The 16,334-nt window shown below is 42.6% G+C and carries 10 protein-coding genes; 5 read left to right on the top strand and 5 right to left on the bottom strand.

What is annotated here, in order from left to right:
• The first annotated feature begins 183 nt into the window (after nucleotides 1-183).
• Both FEF09_RS18415 and FEF09_RS18410 read left to right on the top strand, forming a co-directional pair.
• The gene (locus FEF09_RS18415; RefSeq protein ID WP_146306475.1) at nucleotides 184-2,958 is read left to right on the top strand and encodes a TonB-dependent receptor; all 2,775 of its coding nucleotides are present in this window, start codon (nucleotides 184-186) and stop codon (nucleotides 2,956-2,958) included.
• A 95-nt stretch (nucleotides 2,959-3,053) separates the two neighbouring features.
• Entirely contained in the window at nucleotides 3,054-4,526 is a 1,473-nt protein-coding gene (locus tag FEF09_RS18410; protein WP_146306474.1) for a cell shape-determining protein MreB, read from the top strand.
• Nucleotides 4,527-4,686: 160 nt separating this feature from the next.
• On the opposite strand, the gene FEF09_RS18405 is transcribed toward FEF09_RS18410, so the two are convergent.
• Nucleotides 4,687-6,231, bottom strand: coding sequence for an IS1182 family transposase (locus FEF09_RS18405; protein WP_146306473.1), 1,545 nt, complete (start codon nucleotides 6,229-6,231; stop codon nucleotides 4,687-4,689).
• A 400-nt stretch (nucleotides 6,232-6,631) separates the two neighbouring features.
• Here FEF09_RS18405 and FEF09_RS18400 point away from each other — a divergent pair, with 400 nt between their 5' ends.
• Nucleotides 6,632-7,771 (top strand): M57 family metalloprotease, encoded by a 1,140-nt coding sequence (locus FEF09_RS18400; RefSeq protein ID WP_146306472.1) that lies wholly within the window; start codon nucleotides 6,632-6,634, stop codon nucleotides 7,769-7,771.
• Nucleotides 7,772-7,844: 73 nt separating this feature from the next.
• On the opposite strand, the gene ppsA is transcribed toward FEF09_RS18400, so the two are convergent.
• Nucleotides 7,845-10,283, bottom strand: coding sequence for a phosphoenolpyruvate synthase (gene ppsA / locus FEF09_RS18395; protein ID WP_146306471.1), 2,439 nt, complete (start codon nucleotides 10,281-10,283; stop codon nucleotides 7,845-7,847).
• 177 nt (nucleotides 10,284-10,460) lie between these two features.
• Between ppsA and FEF09_RS18390 the strand changes: the two genes are divergently transcribed.
• Both FEF09_RS18390 and FEF09_RS18385 read left to right on the top strand, forming a co-directional pair.
• Nucleotides 10,461-10,979: an Lrp/AsnC family transcriptional regulator gene (locus FEF09_RS18390; RefSeq protein ID WP_146306470.1), complete on the top strand. Its 519-nt coding sequence runs from the start codon at nucleotides 10,461-10,463 to the stop codon at nucleotides 10,977-10,979.
• Between the two features lie 415 nt (nucleotides 10,980-11,394).
• Nucleotides 11,395-14,628 (top strand): TonB-dependent receptor, encoded by a 3,234-nt coding sequence (locus FEF09_RS18385; protein WP_146306469.1) that lies wholly within the window; start codon nucleotides 11,395-11,397, stop codon nucleotides 14,626-14,628.
• Nucleotides 14,629-15,248: 620 nt separating this feature from the next.
• Here FEF09_RS18385 and FEF09_RS18380 read toward each other — a convergent pair.
• The 3 genes from FEF09_RS18380 to FEF09_RS18370 form a co-directional block, all read right to left on the bottom strand.
• Nucleotides 15,249-15,656, bottom strand: a complete 408-nt coding sequence (locus FEF09_RS18380; protein ID WP_146306468.1) for a hypothetical protein — start codon at nucleotides 15,654-15,656, stop codon at nucleotides 15,249-15,251.
• Between the two features lie 79 nt (nucleotides 15,657-15,735).
• Entirely contained in the window at nucleotides 15,736-16,041 is a 306-nt protein-coding gene (locus tag FEF09_RS18375; RefSeq protein WP_222597032.1) for a YHS domain-containing protein, read from the bottom strand.
• A 26-nt stretch (nucleotides 16,042-16,067) separates the two neighbouring features.
• On the bottom strand, nucleotides 16,068-16,301 hold the full coding sequence (locus FEF09_RS18370) for a hypothetical protein (protein ID WP_146306467.1): 234 nt from the start codon (nucleotides 16,299-16,301) through the stop codon (nucleotides 16,068-16,070).
• Nucleotides 16,302-16,334: the final 33 nt, after the last annotated feature.

Here is a 16,334-nt window from a genome sequence, read left to right as displayed (position 1 = left end):
ATCCCTATCCTGATTATACCTTATTATCTATCTTATGAACCTACATCCTCCCAGACGTGTTAACTATTTTTTAATTATTCCTTAACAATTAACATTCTCGTAACCTTGCTGTAACACTGCGGTAACACGGCGATAATAGTTTTGCGTCAGTAATTCAATCAAGTCACTGAATCAGCTTATATCGTGAAACATTCTCTTGCGTCTGCACTGTTATGTGTGTGCCTCCTTTTGAGTACCTTCCTCTCCGCGTTTGCCATGGATAATGGCAAAATCACCGGTAAAGTAACTGACCAGAAAACAGGTGAAGCCCTTATAGGCGTTACCGTTATCGTACAGGGTACTTCTACTGGCGCGGTTACCGATGTTGAAGGTCGTTACACACTGAACGTAGCTCCCGGTACTTATGTCCTGGAGTTTAAATATATGGGTTATCAGACTAAAGCCGTAAGCGACGTAGTCGTAAAGGCCGGTGCCGCTACCCAGCTCCCCATCATTATGGATGAACCTAAGTCCAAAGAATTACAGGAAGTTGTGATCAGAGGTTCATTCAAACAGGAAACAATCAACGCTTTATATACTGCCCAGAAGAATAACGTCGCTGTATCCAGCGGTATCTCTGCTGAACAGATCAGATCTTCCCCTGATAAAAATACCGGTGAAGTACTGAAACGTGTAAGTGGCGCCAGTATTCAGGATAGCAAATTCGTTGTTGTACGTGGTCTGACTGACCGTTATAACAACGCCACCATGAACAATGTACTGTTACCAAGTACAGAGCCTGACAGGAAATCATTCTCCTTCGATATCATTCCTTCTGGTCTGATTGATAACATGGTGATCAATAAAACTTCTACTCCTGATAAGCCGGGCGATTTTGCTGGTGGTCTTATTCAGGTAAATACAAAAGATTTCCCTGACGAAAAATTCATCACTGCTTCTGCTGGTGTTTCTGTAAATGGTTTATCTACATTCAAAGATGCGAAGACCGGTATGAGAGGTTCTTCTGATTACTGGACATTTGATGACGGTTCAAGAAAACTGCCTTCTGCTGTTCCTTCTTCTGCTGCATTCAATAATCTGGCTGGTAAAGCAAAAGATGATATCAACAAAGCTTTCAATAATAACTGGAGAGTATCTAATACGACTGTAGCACCTGGTACCAGTCTGCAGATCACTGGTGGTAATACCAAATACTTTGGTGAGCGTAAACTGGGTTACATTTTCTCCGTAACACATAACCACACCGAACGTAATCAGTTTGCAGAGCGTAATGATTTCGATATCGACAACAAAGTATACAGACGTCATAACATCGATACTTCCAACAGATATTCAAGTTCACTGGGTGCTGTAGCAAACCTCGCTTACAGCTTTAAGAACAACAAAATATCTTTCAAAAACCTGTATAACCGTATACTGGACAACAATACACTGTTACGTGATGTAGCAGCGGATCCTAATCCTCCTTTCCACTATCTGACACAGTCTATGATGCTGACGCTGACACAGCGTTCTATCCTGTCATCTACATTACAGGGTGAGCACAGTCTGAAAAGCGGAAAAGTAGAATGGTTGCTGAACTACTCTAACACCAAGAGAGATGATCCGGATATGCGTATCTCCAACTATACAGATAGTCACGCTATCATCGATCAGCCAGTAAATGGTGGTTCTTCCCGTGGTTTCTTTACTGTAAAAGATAACATCTATAATGGTGGTCTTTCTTATCAGTTCCCACTCATCCAGAAGAGCAAAGATCATTCACTGAAACTGGGTGTGTTTGAACAATACAGAAAACGTTATTCTATCTACAGGCCATTCTCTTATCATTCTTCTCCTGATTTCCCTTACGAGAAACTGGCTTTATCTCCATATGAACTGTTCTCCAACGAGAATCTGGGAAGCAATGGTATCTATCTGAGAGATGACAAGGATAATACCGGTGAATACAATGCAACCTCAAATCTGAGTGCAGGCTATTTCATGTTTGATAACTTTATCACTAAAAACCTGAGAGTGATCTGGGGACTGCGTTACGAGCGCTACAACCAGCAGCTGAAACCAGTATCTACTGTTTCCAGCTATACAACAGATACTACTTTCAATAGCTTCCTGCCTTCAGCAAACTTTGTGTATACACTGACTGAGAAGACTAACCTGAGATTGTCTTACTCTAATACTGTTGCAAGACCAGAATTCAGAGAGCTCGCAACTTTCAGCTTCTTTGACTTCCTGAATGCGGCCACTGTATTTGGTAATCCAAACCTGAAACAGACCCGTATCACTAACATCGATTTACGTTACGAATTATATCCTGCAGCTGGCGAAACATTCGCAGTAGCTGCCTTCTATAAGAAATTTAAAGATCCTATCTCTGAAACATGGTATAGCATCGATAACAATGACCGTACATACATTAACCTGAATGATGCAAATACATTCGGTATTGAATTAGAAGCGAGAAAGAATCTGGAGTTTGCAATGGGCAGATGGGGTAAGAACTCATTCATTTTTGCCAACGGTGCATTCATTCACTCTTCTATCAAGAATCCAAACCAGACTGTACGTAACATCAACGGTGAAACGAGAAGTATGCCGGGTCAGTCTCCATACCTGATCAACGCAGGTTTGCAGATCAACAATCCTAACAATGATATGGGTTTAACCGTACTGTACAACAGAATCGGTTCAAGGATCAACATTGTGGGTGACGACAGCAGCAACAAACTGGATGTATTCGAGAATTCAAGAAACCTGCTCGATCTGCAGCTCAGCAAACGTCTGTTCAAAAAGAACGGAGAGATCAAGCTGAATATCTCAGATATCCTGAACAATCCATACCTGCTGTATCAGAACAAAGACGATAAAAGATCTTATAAGAAAGGAACAGATTATGTGTTCTATCAGTACAAATATGGAACTAATTTCTCTTTAAGCTTTTCCTATACTTTCAGATAATAAAGGGTCCGTAATAAGTTGACCATTTGTTAACATAGTGCTAATAATCAGCTAACATTTAATTCATTTTTTTGCCAAAATTCAATTTAAATTCTATGAGAAAAAACAAGACATCAGTTCTGCTTATGGCTGCTGCGCTGGCTACAACTTTCGTAGCTTGTAAAGATGATGACAAAGTTGAACCAACTCCTGAACAACCGAAGGCGACTGTTGAATTGAAAGGTAAAATCTCTGCCGACAGAAAGCTTTCAAAGGATACATTCTATCTGATGAAAGAGTATGTTTACGTTACAAATAACGCTACTCTGACTATAGAACCAGGTACTACTATTCTGGGTGGAAATACAAGTCCTACCTCCGGTGGTACCCTGATCATCACTGCAGGTGCTAAGCTGATCGCTAAAGGTACTGCTGATGCTCCAATCGTATTCACATCTGCTAAAGCGCCAGGTGCACGTGCTAAAGGTGACTGGGGTGGTATTATCCTGTTAGGTAAAGGTTCTACCAACAGACCAGTTGACAAGAGAGTTGTTGAAGGTCTGGCTAACGTAGATGCAACCGTTAACCTGAACTATGGTAACGCTTCCAGCACACAGGGTGATGATGCTGACAACTCCGGTGTACTGCAATATGTAAGAATCGAGTTTGGTGGTATCGCGCTGGCAAGTACTGCAGATAGCGAAGTAAACGGTGTTACTTTCTACGCTGTTGGTTCTGGTACTACAGTTGACCACATCCAGGTTAGCTACTCTGGCGATGACGCTTACGAGTGGTTCGGTGGTAGCGTAAACTGTAAATATCTGGTAGCTTACGGTACTCTGGATGATAACTTCGATATGGATAGCGGTTTCAAAGGTAAACTGCAGTTCCTCGTAGCTCTGCTGGATCCTAAAGCTTCTGACGTTGTGAGCCTGTCAAACGGTCTGGAAGTTGACAACCTGAACGGTGCAAACACTTCTACTCCTTTCACTCACCCAATCATTTCTAACCTGACCCTCGTAGGTCCTGGTGCTGCAACCGGTGCTGGTGATTATTTCTACTCTGGTGCAAGATGGAGAAGAGGTGCTAACTTTACTGTAGCAAACTCTGTATTCTCTGGTATGCCAGTTGCTACTGATGTTGAAAGTAAAGTTGCTCAGGATTATCTGAGTGATGGTACTTCCAAAATCACGAACTCTATCTTCCAGGCTTCTGGTATCAGCCCTATCTCTACTCAGCGTGGTGCTGGTGCTACTGCTATCGGTCCGGTATTATTCGATGCTGATACTAAAGATGCAAGCTACCTGACTGGTAACGATATCAAAAACCTGATCATGGCTGAAGCGAACACTAACACTACTTACACTGCTCTGGCTGATGTATTTGCTAAAGTTCCTTCTGCTGCTTCTTACAAAGCTACCAACACTGAATTTGCGCTGAAAACTGCTAAAACTGCAGTATTCTCTGCTGAATTCGATGCTTTCTTCGATAAAGTTAACTACGTTGGTGCGGTAGATCCTGCTAACCCATGGACTAATCAGGCATGGATTAACTGGACTCCAAACGAAACAGTATATGTAAAAGAGTAATTCTTACATAATATAACTGCTTGTCAGAGGGGGGCGTCTCATAAGTTGAGACGTTCCCTTTTATGTTTTTATACTGTTATATCAGCCGATATGGTGTATTATATACCTAAAAGATATTTTAAGTATCAAATCGATATTTTGAAGTTTAGTTTTAGGTTTCTTAGGCTATTTTCTTCCTAAGATTGTGCGCTAGGGCTAATAAGCCAGTCTCTATTTCGACTTTTTCGATGCCACGGAGCATAAATCTCCTGAAGTGGTGATTATGCTTGATATTACCAAAAACAGATTCCACATCAAAACATCGCTGTTTACGTTTAGCTATTCCCCGTCTTGTTTTTAACCGCTTATCTGCCCTCGATTTTAGCCGTTTTAGATTATGATTAATTTCAATCACACGGTTACCTTTTGCCTGATGGCATAACTTTTTTAACCTACAATACTTACAACTCTCTGTTTCATATTTTGTGATCGTCTGTAGAAAGCCTGTTGTTGTTTGCCTGGTGTAGGTGCCCACATTATGCATCGGCTTGCCTTTCGGACACTCATATTGGTCGTTGCTCTCGTCGTAAACTAATTTATCAGATGAATAAGGATTTTTCTCCTTTTTTCGCTTACGCTGCTGTCTGTCAAACTGATTGTGTTTCACATAAGCAGTGATCCGTTTAGATTCAAGCCATTGATAGTTTTGTTCACTACCATAACCTGCATCCGCTGTAATATTGGTTGGTTTTTCCTTGTAGGTCTTTATATGCTGTTCCAGGTGCGCGATTAGCGTATTGGTATCGGTGCTTTGTTGATGAAGGCTATAATTTACAATGTACTGATTATTGGTGCTTACCTGAACATTATACGCTGGTTTCAGTTGGCCATTTTTCATATGGTCTTCTTTGAGCCGCATAAATGTCGCATCTGGATCTGTTTTACTCATGTTACTACGGCCGCAACCTATCTGATTTTCTTGCCCCTCATATTTATCAAGTGCTGCAGGCCAGTTCTTCTTGCCATAGTTCAGTTTCTGGCGGATATTTTTGTCAACGTCTTTGTCCTTTAACGCTTCGTTTATTTTATTAATAGTCTCAGTTATTTTTTCACTATCAATTTTATCAAACCCACTCGGATCGGTATCATCCATTTCTGATGCAGCCACCTGCTGAGCATATTCCCAAAGCTCGCAAAGTTGTTTTTTGATCTTTTCCCGGTTTGATTTAATAGAATTGCCCCATACAAAAGTATACCGGTTCGCATTTGCTTCAATTTTAGTCCCGTCTGTGTACAACTCTTTTATACTCAGAAGACCTTCCTGGCACAGCAATTCAACTACCTGGCTGAAAATGGGACGTAACGTCCGCTGCAAGCGCTTACCCCGGAACCTATTGATTGTATTATGATCAGGCTTATTTAGACCTGCCAGCCACATGAAATTTATATTCTGACTAACTGCTTCTTCTATTTTGCGGCTGCTGTATATATTATTAATGTAAGCATATACCAAAATCTTTAGTAATACTTTGGGATGATAGCTACTGGCTCCGCCTGTTTTGTACTCGGCAATTAGCTTACTGATATCGATTTTATCAAGAATGGCCGCCACTATCCTCACAGGATGATTGGCTGCCACCATATCATTTAAATCAAGCGGAATTAGCGACAGCTGATTCTGATGAGTAGCTTTAAATGTTACCGTAAGACTTTTTCCTCTTGCCATAACATTAAGTTACAATCTACTTTTCAAAACAATATAAAAAGGGCCGCCTCATTTTTTATTTATGAGACAGCCCCCTCATTTTTTTGTTAATATTTGCATAACATGTTTTGTGCTTTTTTTACAAAACAAATTGTTACTATTGTAGTATCAGTTTTTAAGTTGTATACCCGACCATATGAACCCCGTATCGAGATATGTTACCCGGCCCGCATCAGGCCTTTTGATGATGCAAAATCCGTCTTCTATCTGCATTGACCATACATACCTGCCTAAAGGCAATTGTATTCGTATTACGCACTAGAGAATGTTGTATAAAAATATACCTGTTGCATTTGTGTATAGACAGATGTGCTGGTAATCTATTGTCCGGAGAATTTGTTAATTAAATCAAATACATCACATGAGAACCCGTATTGCCTCTTTAGCAGTGACCATTACTGCGATGTCTGCTTTTTTATTTGCCTGTAAAAAAGAGAATGCAAACACCCAAGCCCCGGTGACCGATGAAATTCAAGCCCGCGTAGATGAAAAGTATCTGCAAAAGATCCATGATCTCGGCTTTGATACTTCTGGCGTAAAAAATTATGATTCTATTTTTGTTGTGGAAGGAGATCGCGCCATCTCAAGAAAATTCCTCGATGAATACAATATCAGAAAGGATGCAAACGCGAAGTATGCAACCGCTACCAATCTCTGGACCCTTGGCAACCAGATCAAAGTATTTTTGCCATCAACAGTACTCGGAGAGCCCCGTTATTATGCTGGTGCTGTAAGAGCGATTCAGGAATGGAACAGTGCACATTCTGCTCTGAGCTTTTATGCTACTTACTATGCTACTGATCCGGCATATAGTTTCCAGATTGTTTATGGTACCCTGCCTTCAGGTGTTTATGCAATGGGAGACTATCCCGGATTTTCTAACTTCAACGGTGTGAATGGTTATCAGATTATCCTTAACAAAACCCTGATCGATTCACAGAACCTGAGCTCCGACCAGATTTCCTGGTTGATCGCACACGAAATCGGCCATATGATGGGACTGCGTCACAGTGACTGGAATACACAGGGTGAAGGTATCGCTGATAATGGTCAGGTGATCGGTAACGTGGATCTTCCTGCTTTTTCCGAAAGTGATGCTGCATTGTCAATCATGCGCAAAAACTTTGTGCCATCTACCAACGACGGATATCTTTTGTTTAACGAGAGTGGTAAAGATGCTGAAGTAATAAGAGCATTATATCCGGGATCTGCATGTAATCTCTATCCGCACATCAACCTGCCTGCATCTGGTACACAAGCTACCTACAACAACATCGGTACGCTGTATCCGTCTTACAGAGTGAAGCTGAATGAACTGGTTGCTGTAGAATGGGATATCAGGAATAGCGCTAATGTAAGTGTAGCGACATGGAATGATTCTGACATTTCTTTCCACTTCCCTTCCAATCTGCCAAAAGGTACATACAATGTATTCCACAGGGTAAAGACCACTACATGTCCTAATCCTTCTCAGATTGTAAAGCTGATTCAGATTTTATAAAACTGATTGATATAATACAGCAAAAAGCCGTCTGCTACTGCGGACGGCTTTCTGTTTTATCGTGGGCTTTATACTATAAAACGTGTAATGGTGCGTGTAAGCTGAGCAGTTCTTCTGCTTCGTGAATAGCTCTTACTGTTTTAGTCAATGCGTCTGGTGTGACGGAGATACTATCAATGCCCTGTTCCACCAGAAACTTTGTGAAGTCAGGGAAATCAGAAGGCCCTTGTCCGCAGATACCTACTTTCACATGTTGCTTCTTAGCGGTACTGATCAGCATACTGATCATTCTCAACACAGCGGGATTACGCTCATTGTAGAGGTTCGCAATCAATGAAGAGTCGCGGTCGAGCCCTAAAGTGAGTTGTGTAAGATCATTGGATCCGATAGAGAAGCCGTCGATATGCGCAGCAAATTCTTCTGCCATAATGATATTGGAAGGTATTTCTGCCATCAGGTATACTTCCAGTCCGTTTTCTCCTCTCTCGAGCCCATATTGCTTCATTGTATCCAATACCTTCAGCAGTTCTTCCACCGTTCTGCAGAAAGGAATCATGACGACTACGTTTTCCAGTCCCATTTCCTCTCTTACTTTTTTGATGGCTTTACACTCGAGTTCGAAAGCAGCGCGATACTTATCAGAATAATATCTGGATGCACCTCTCCAGCCGATCATCGGGTTTTCTTCTTCCGGTTCGAAGTACTTTCCTCCTAACAGATTATAGTATTCATTACTCTTGAAGTCAGAGAAACGCACGATCACTTTACCCGGATGAAATGCAGAGGCAATCTTCGCAATGCCGTAGGCCAGCTTTTGTACGAAATAAGCCTCTTCGTTTTCATATCCTCTTATCAGTTGATTGATCTCGGCACTAAGCGCGGCATCGTTCAGTGTTTTGTGATGCAGCAGTGCAAGCGGATGTATTTTAATGTAGTTGTTGATGATGAATTCTTCTCTTGCTAATCCGACACCCTTGTTAGGCAGATGTGAATATTGGAAAGCCATTGACGGAGATGCTACATTCAGCATCAGAGATGTTCTGATCCCGGGTAGCTCCCGCAGATCAAGAGAGGTTTCTTTGAAAGGCACAATGCCTTCGTAGATAATGCCCTCATCTCCTTCTGCACAACTGATCGTAATGTCCTGACCAGAGCTAAGCAACTCCGTAGCATTGCCACAACCTACGATGGCGGGAATGCCCATTTCTCTTGCGACAATGGCGGCATGACAGGTACGGCCTCCTTTATTAGTAACAATGGCGGCTGCCATTTTCATGATAGGTTCCCAGTCGGGGTCTGTCATGTCTGTAACGAGTACATCGCCGGGTTTGAATTCAGATCCTTCAGTAATACGTTTGTCCAGTGAGAAGAGGATATTCACTTTTCCGGATGCGATCTTATCTCCTACCGCGATCCCTTTTAATAAAGGCGTCGCTTTTTGTTCCATGCTGTAGGAGGTAATTGTATGATGTTCTTTCTGTGAGTGAATGGTTTCGGGGCGGGCCTGTACGATGAATAGTTCATTGCTGAGCCCATCTAAGGCCCATTCGATATCCATCGGACACCATTTTCCTTTGAGCTGCGAATAGTATTCTTCTATGCGGCATACCCATTCGGAAAGTTGCAAAATTTGTTTATCGCGTAGTGAAAATCTTTGCTGACTGGCTTTGTCAAGCGGGATGATCTTGGTACGTTGGTCATTACTTTCACCGTAGACCATCATCTTATCTTTCATACCAAGGCGCTTTTCAATGATGGGTGTATGATGACCGTCGAGCGCCGGCTTGAATACAATGAACTCATCAGGAGAGACGGATCCCTGTACGACCATTTCTCCCAGACCGAAGGCGCCATTGATCACAACTACATCTTTGAAGCCTGATTCTGTATCCAGTGAAAAGGCTACACCGGCAGCACCCAGATCTGAGCGGACCATCTTCTGTATACAAACGGATAAGCCAATACTGAAATGATCATATCCGAAGTTTTGTCTGTAGCTGATTGCTCTATCCGTAAAAAGGGATGCGAAGCAGTTACGCACGGCATCTATCAGGGCAGCTGGTCCTCTGACATTCAGGTAGGTTTCCTGCTGTCCGGCAAAGGAGGCATCCGGAAGGTCTTCTGCAGTGGCGGAGGAACGCACGGCTACGTCTGTGACGTCCTGACCGTATTCCCGGGATAGTTCCAGATAGGCGCTGATAATCTCTGCACTGAGTTCATGCGGAAACTTGGTATTGCTGATAGCCTGGCGGATGCGTTGTCCTGCACGTCTCAGGGTAACCAGTGAAGTAAAATCAATACCAGAGATCTGTTCCTTAATGTACTCTTCCAGACCACTCTGACGCAGAAACTGATAATAGGCTGTGGTGGTGATAGCGAAGCCGGAGGGGATATTAATACCTGCTTTGGTGAGGTTGGCAATCATTTCTCCAAGTGAGGCGCACTTACCACCTACGATAGGGATATCCTCCAGACATAATGCCTGAAGAGGAATTACAATTCGTGTTTCCATTGAAGAGATTAGTTTTGGTGTATGACAAAGTTGGCGTCGGGATAAAGGTCATCATTATTGTAACTAGAAATACAGAAGCGGCGGGAAGGCGAAAACAAATCTATAATGAGTTGTTAATCATGATTTTTTTTCAGGTACAGCGGCTGAATCTGCGTAATTTTAGTAAAATATTCCCCAATGCATTTCACGTTAGATGAAACCGACCTGCACATACTGGACCTGCTACAGGAAGATGCGCGTCTTACCAATAAGGAAATAGCTGCCAGACTGGGAAAATCAGTAACCTCCATATTTGAACGCGTAAAACGGCTTGAATGTGAGGGCTATATTAAAGGCTATGTCGCCATTCTGGATAAAAAGCGCATGGGCAAACATGTAACAGCTTTTGCCAATATTACACTTAAAGAGCATGGGCATGATATCTTTCAGCTGTTTGAGGCGAAGGTCAATACTTTTCCCGAGGTAATGGAATGTTATAAGATCAACGGTCCGTACGATTACTTACTGAAAGTGATGGTAGCCGATCTGGAAGAATACGAGTTGTTTATTACGAACAAACTTTCCCGGCTGGATGCGGTGAGCAGGATTAACAGCCTTTTTGTAATAGCGGAACCTAAACATGAAACTGCTTTGTCTTTGACCACCGGGCAGATCATCAAGACTTCAAAGCATGGTAAAAGGGATGAAGGTCTTTAGTGAATACTGGCGACAGGGAGCCTATGAAACCACAAGCGTTACATCGCGTAAAAACTTAACATTAGAATTTACCAAACTTAATATTGAGGTAACACTCCCTTAACACACGCTATATATTTTTGGTAACATGCGAACATATAAGGAAACCTATTACTATCAATACCCTTATTGTTGCCTATAACAAGCTTGTATGAATAATTTTCCGTCTGCTTCTCCTGTCATTTTACCTATGTCTATGTCTGGGATTAAGTAAGGAACTAAACAAGCCGAACAGAATAATTTGCTCACATAGCTCAAAACTTAACATATAAGTTATTGAGTGTGATACGTGCGCCTGTGTGTTAACATTAATTTAATATTGTGTTAACATATGCGTAATGTAGCAGGGATACGTTTGCGTCAAAATTGAAAAGACGTGAATAAGCAATTCTATTCATTATTGTTATTTGTGAGTATCCTTGTACTGTCGGCTGCCGGCTTAAGAGCTCAGATCACAACCTCCCAGATCAGTGGGAAAATAGTGAGCAGTAAAGGAGAGGCCCTGCCAGGGGTAACAATACTGGCAGTAAACACTTCTACAGGTACCCGTTATGGTGCGCAGACACAGGCAGACGGTCGTTACCTCATCAACAACGTTAATCCGGGTGGTCCATACACAATCACCGTTTCCTATATAGGTTTTAAAACTGAAGAAGCTCCCGGTATCAATCTTTCTCTGGGTAGCTCTACTTTCAACTTTCAGCTGACCGATGCTTCTACAGCGCTGAGCGAAGTAGTTGTAAAAGGTAACACTACACAGAAAGGAGGCGCTTTTAAAATTGGTCAGAACCAGTTAAAAACCCTTCCTTCCATCAACCGTAGTTTTCAGGACTTTACCCGTGCTACTCCACAGAGTAACAACAACTCCTTCCTCGGTACCAACTACCGTTACAATAACGTTACATTGGATGGTGCGATCAATAATGACGCAATCGGCTTCAGCCCTTCTATGGGTGGTCAGAGTAACAGCTCCGGACAGCCAGGTAGCAGCACCCGTTCCAACCCGGTATCACTGGATGCGATTCAGGATATTCAGGTGTATCTGGCTCCTTATGATGTGAAGATCGGTAACTTTCTGGGTGGTAGTATCAACGCTGTAACGCGTAGCGGTACCAATGAATTCCATGGTTCCGTATATGGTTTCGGCCGTAACGCTGACTTGATCGGTAAGAACAATGCCGGTGATGGTTCTAAACTGCCTTCCAGCTTCCATGATTACCAGACTGGTATCAGATTGGGTTTCCCTATTATCAAGGATAAATTATTCTTCTTCACCAACGAAGAGATCGCCCGTCGTCGTGATCCGGTTATTCTCGGTGCAGGTTCAGCAGATATGCCACTGATCACCGTACAGGAAGCTGAGCAGATCCGTCAGCATATGCTGGATCTGGATGTTACCAAAACTGGTAAATATGATCCGGGAACTTATGGTAACACTTCTATCTATTCAAATTCCAATAAGTATTTTAACCGCTTAGACTGGAATATCAATGATAAACACCAGTTGTCCCTGCGTAACAATACTATTACTTCTGAAGCAACCAATCTGGAGCGTGACCAGCAGAACTTCCGTTTCAGCGGTATCGACTTCAAACAGGTAAACAATCAGTCTTCTACTGTATTGGAAGTAAAAAGCCGTTTTAATAATTCGGTTTCTAATAGTCTGATCGTTGGTTACTCTACCGTGCACGATTATCGTGATCCTACTTCTGATCCTTCACTTGCACAGATTCAGATCAAATCAAGAGGTGGTACCATTTTCCTTGGTACAGACCGTGAGGCGTCTATCTTCAACATGAAACAGAAGACCTTCGAATTCACTGATAACGTGAATATCTTCAAGGGTAAGCACAACATCACTATCGGTACGCACAATGAGCTGTACAATATCACTTACGGCTTCGTTAACTCATGGAATGGTCGTGTAGACTACGAAAGTATCAACGACTTCCTGAATGACGCACCAAGCCGTGTACGTGCTAACTTTAACTACGCTAATAATTCCCGTGATTATATCATGGCGAATCCTCCAGCTCAGTTCAAAATCGGTATGTACAGCCTGTATGGACAGGATGAGATTCAGGTGACTGATCGTTTCAAATTGACTCCGGGTATCCGTTTTGACTACACTAATCTGCCTAATAGACAGAGCCTGAGTGACAAGACAACCAATGCTCCGGTAGATCCTAACTTCGGTACTACTTACAGCTACACGAAGCCAAAAGATATCAACAATAAATACCTGAACAATATTCAGATCTCCCCTCGCTTAGGCTTTAACTACGACATCAAAGGCGACCAGAGTCTGGTACTGCATGGTGGAACAGGTCTGTTTACCGGTCGTATTCCGTTTGCATGGTTAGGTTATGCTTACTATAACAACGGTACCACCTATGGTGCGTATGATAAACGCTTTACAGCAGCCGCTCCTCCGGCAGCAGGCAGCAATCCGGTGAAAGTATCTGATCAGGGTGCCGCACAGTTTGTAACTGCACAGGGTGTTGACGTACATGATGCAACAGGTGCTACGCAGGTGGATCTGATCGACAACAATTTCAAGATGCCACAGATGTGGAGAAGTAGTGCAGCACTGGACTATTCTACCAAAAACAGATGGAGATTCACGATTGAGGGTATCTATACCAAGACTATCTACGATCTGAAATTCCAGCAGGTGAATCTGGTAGATAATCCTACATATAATATCTATGATACCGATAAGCAACAGCCTATCTACAGCGGTACCAAGATCAACTCTAAATTCACCAACGCTTATCTGCTGTCTAATACTAAGAAAGGTTACCGTTATGCTGTAACTGGTCAGGCAAGCAAAGCATTTGATTTCGGCTTCAATTTCAGCTTGGCGTATACTTACGGTCAGTCTAAAGATATCACCAATGGTATCCGTAACTCCATGGAGTCTAACTGGCAGCTGAATCAGGCTCTGAATCCTAACGATCCACATTTGGCTTATTCTAACTTTGATATCCGTCACCGTATCGTAGCAACTGCTAACTACAAAATGGACTGGAATCACAAGGGCCGTTTTGTATCTAACTTCGCACTGTTCTTTAACACCTCTTCCGGTCTGCCATTCTCTTATGGTTTCGTGAATGCTACTATTCAGGGTACACCTCAGCAGGTTAGTCTGGCTTACATTCCAAAAGATCAGGCAGAAGCGCGTAAGTTCTTCACTCCTGCTAATCAGGCAATGGCTGACGCATTCTTCGCTTACGTAGAAGGTGATAAATACCTGAGCAGCCGTAAAGGTAACTTCACAGAGCGTAACGGTGGTCGTACACCATGGAATACACAGGCTGACTTCCGTTTCTCTCAGGACTTCAACTTCAAAGCCGGTAAATCTACTCACACACTGACTTTGACTTATGATATCATCAACCTGACAAACCTGTTGAATAAGGATTGGGGTATCCAATACTTCTCTCCAAACACTTTCAACTCAACTGCGAGTGTTGGTCTGTCACAGAAAACTGCAGGTACTCCATCCGCTTACCCGGTATACGAGTGGTCTAATCCTGGTACTCCTTATTCCAGAGATTTCTTTGGAAGCAGACACCAGATGCAGCTTGGTCTGAGATATTCATTCTAAAATCTATAGCGCAAAAAAAGCCGGGCTTTATTAAGCCCGGCTTTTTTTTGTGCTATAGGTTTCAGAGGAATCAGGAAATGAGGTTGAAATGGCCTCCAATGGGCAGTAACAGGGGGCAATATCAGCGGACATTACCGGATGATCATAGTATAACCCGGAAATACGGAGGTGACTGGTTTGGGGCTAATTATCGTGTCAGGTGCTTGTCGGGCAGTCAGCAACAGGATTGGGATAAAATGCCGGCATGCATGGGGAATAAGGTGTAGTGTTAGTAAATGCTTTGCAGGCGATAGTACAGGCAGCAAATTATAAGACAGACGGTATAGTTATCAGGCTGATAGACTTATTATTTGCAGGATTGATCTTTATCTGATAGAGATGGTAGTGACGGGGAGCCTTAATAGTGGTGTACGGGGATCTGTTTTAGCATTCTCAGATAAGTACTCTTCCCGGTTCAATTGTTAATACGCAGATAATGTAGGCGTAACAATGCAGTAATACAGGGCGGGTAATTTTACAATATAATTTGAACGTAAGCGTAGATTTTCATAAGCTGTTTTAATCGAACGTCCCGGGAATTATCCCGGGACTTTTTTATGTCTTTATTGCTTATGAATGATTTATTTGTGGATGAGGATGAATTTGCGGCTCACCTGTTCTTTGGTGACACCTATCAGCCAGTCATCAACTCTGATGCTGTTGTCTGTAAGCCGTTCTACCTGAAGGTATTGGGTCACAGAATCTTTGCCGGTGATGATCAGATTGACCTTACCGCCGGCGGGAATTACTTTATATGTTCCGCTGAGATGATATGTTTTAGCATCAAAGACGAATTGTCCGTTCCGGCTAAATATATAATACGCGGAATCCTTCGGTCCTATTGATTCCCATGTAGTATCCGGCATGGATAACTGCTGGGATAACTGCCAGGATCCGGTAACATCTATTGAGGGCGTAGCCTCTATGTCATTTTTCTCGCAGCTGCAAAATAACATGAGTAGCAGCAAGCTGGTTAATAGTGATCTCATGCATAGGAGTTTGTAATTAGAACGCAAAAAATTCTACTAAGTTACATGGGGTGAAAGATAAAAAAAGGTCGATGGTCGATTATAGACCTAACTTACCTGCGTATTTCTCCGGATTCTTTTCAAATACACGTTTACAGGTAGGAGAACAGAAATGTAAGGTATCCGTTTTATATACACTCCACTCCTTGTACATGGTATCATAAGGCATGCCACATACAGGATCCGGTAATTTACCGGCAACAACTGCATTTTCAGCCGGTGCATGTTCCTCAGCATGTGTAGTGACAGAATCAGTAGTGGCGGAGTGTTGTGTGCCGGAGTTGCCACACGCAGTCATAAAGGTTGCAAGCAGCAGTATATAGGATGCATTGAGTAATTGCTTCATCGTCATATTGTTAGCGGTTAAAGGAATCAGGCAGCAGCCTCGTTGTCTTTATTGATACGCATCACTAATATGCGGAAGTATATCTTAAGCGTGAAGGCAAGTACCAGTGTGCCTGCCAGACTTAAAGTAATGATGGACCCGGTAGCAGTTGTCAGCAGGAAAGCTGAAACTTTGGGTAAATAAGGAACAATTAACGCCAACAGGGCGATAATGAATATATTACGAATTTCTGTGCGGTATTGTTTTAAAAGGCCGGTCATTGGTTCAAAGATTAATTCCGGTGAATAATGTAC

Origin of the sequence: Chitinophaga pinensis (assembly GCF_007896845.1) — a bacterium.
Taxonomy (GTDB): Bacteria; Bacteroidota; Bacteroidia; order Chitinophagales; family Chitinophagaceae; genus Chitinophaga; species Chitinophaga pinensis_C.
This window is presented reverse-complemented; position numbering and strand designations above follow the sequence as displayed.

Bases quoted from the DNA above. Each gene is read 5' to 3' on its own strand.
- ppsA (WP_146306471.1), bottom strand. From the start codon at position 10,283: ATGGAAACACGAATTGTAATTCCTCTTCAGGCATTATGTCTGGAGGAT.
- FEF09_RS18370 (WP_146306467.1), bottom strand. From the start codon at position 16,301: ATGACCGGCCTTTTAAAACAATACCGCACAGAAATTCGTAATATATTC.
- FEF09_RS18405 (WP_146306473.1), bottom strand. From the start codon at position 6,231: ATGGCAAGAGGAAAAAGTCTTACGGTAACATTTAAAGCTACTCATCAG.
- FEF09_RS18380 (WP_146306468.1), bottom strand. From the start codon at position 15,656: ATGAGATCACTATTAACCAGCTTGCTGCTACTCATGTTATTTTGCAGC.
- FEF09_RS18375 (WP_222597032.1), bottom strand. From the start codon at position 16,041: ATGAAGCAATTACTCAATGCATCCTATATACTGCTGCTTGCAACCTTT.
- FEF09_RS18390 (WP_146306470.1), top strand. From the start codon at position 10,461: ATGCATTTCACGTTAGATGAAACCGACCTGCACATACTGGACCTGCTA.
- FEF09_RS18410 (WP_146306474.1), top strand. From the start codon at position 3,054: ATGAGAAAAAACAAGACATCAGTTCTGCTTATGGCTGCTGCGCTGGCT.
- FEF09_RS18400 (WP_146306472.1), top strand. From the start codon at position 6,632: ATGAGAACCCGTATTGCCTCTTTAGCAGTGACCATTACTGCGATGTCT.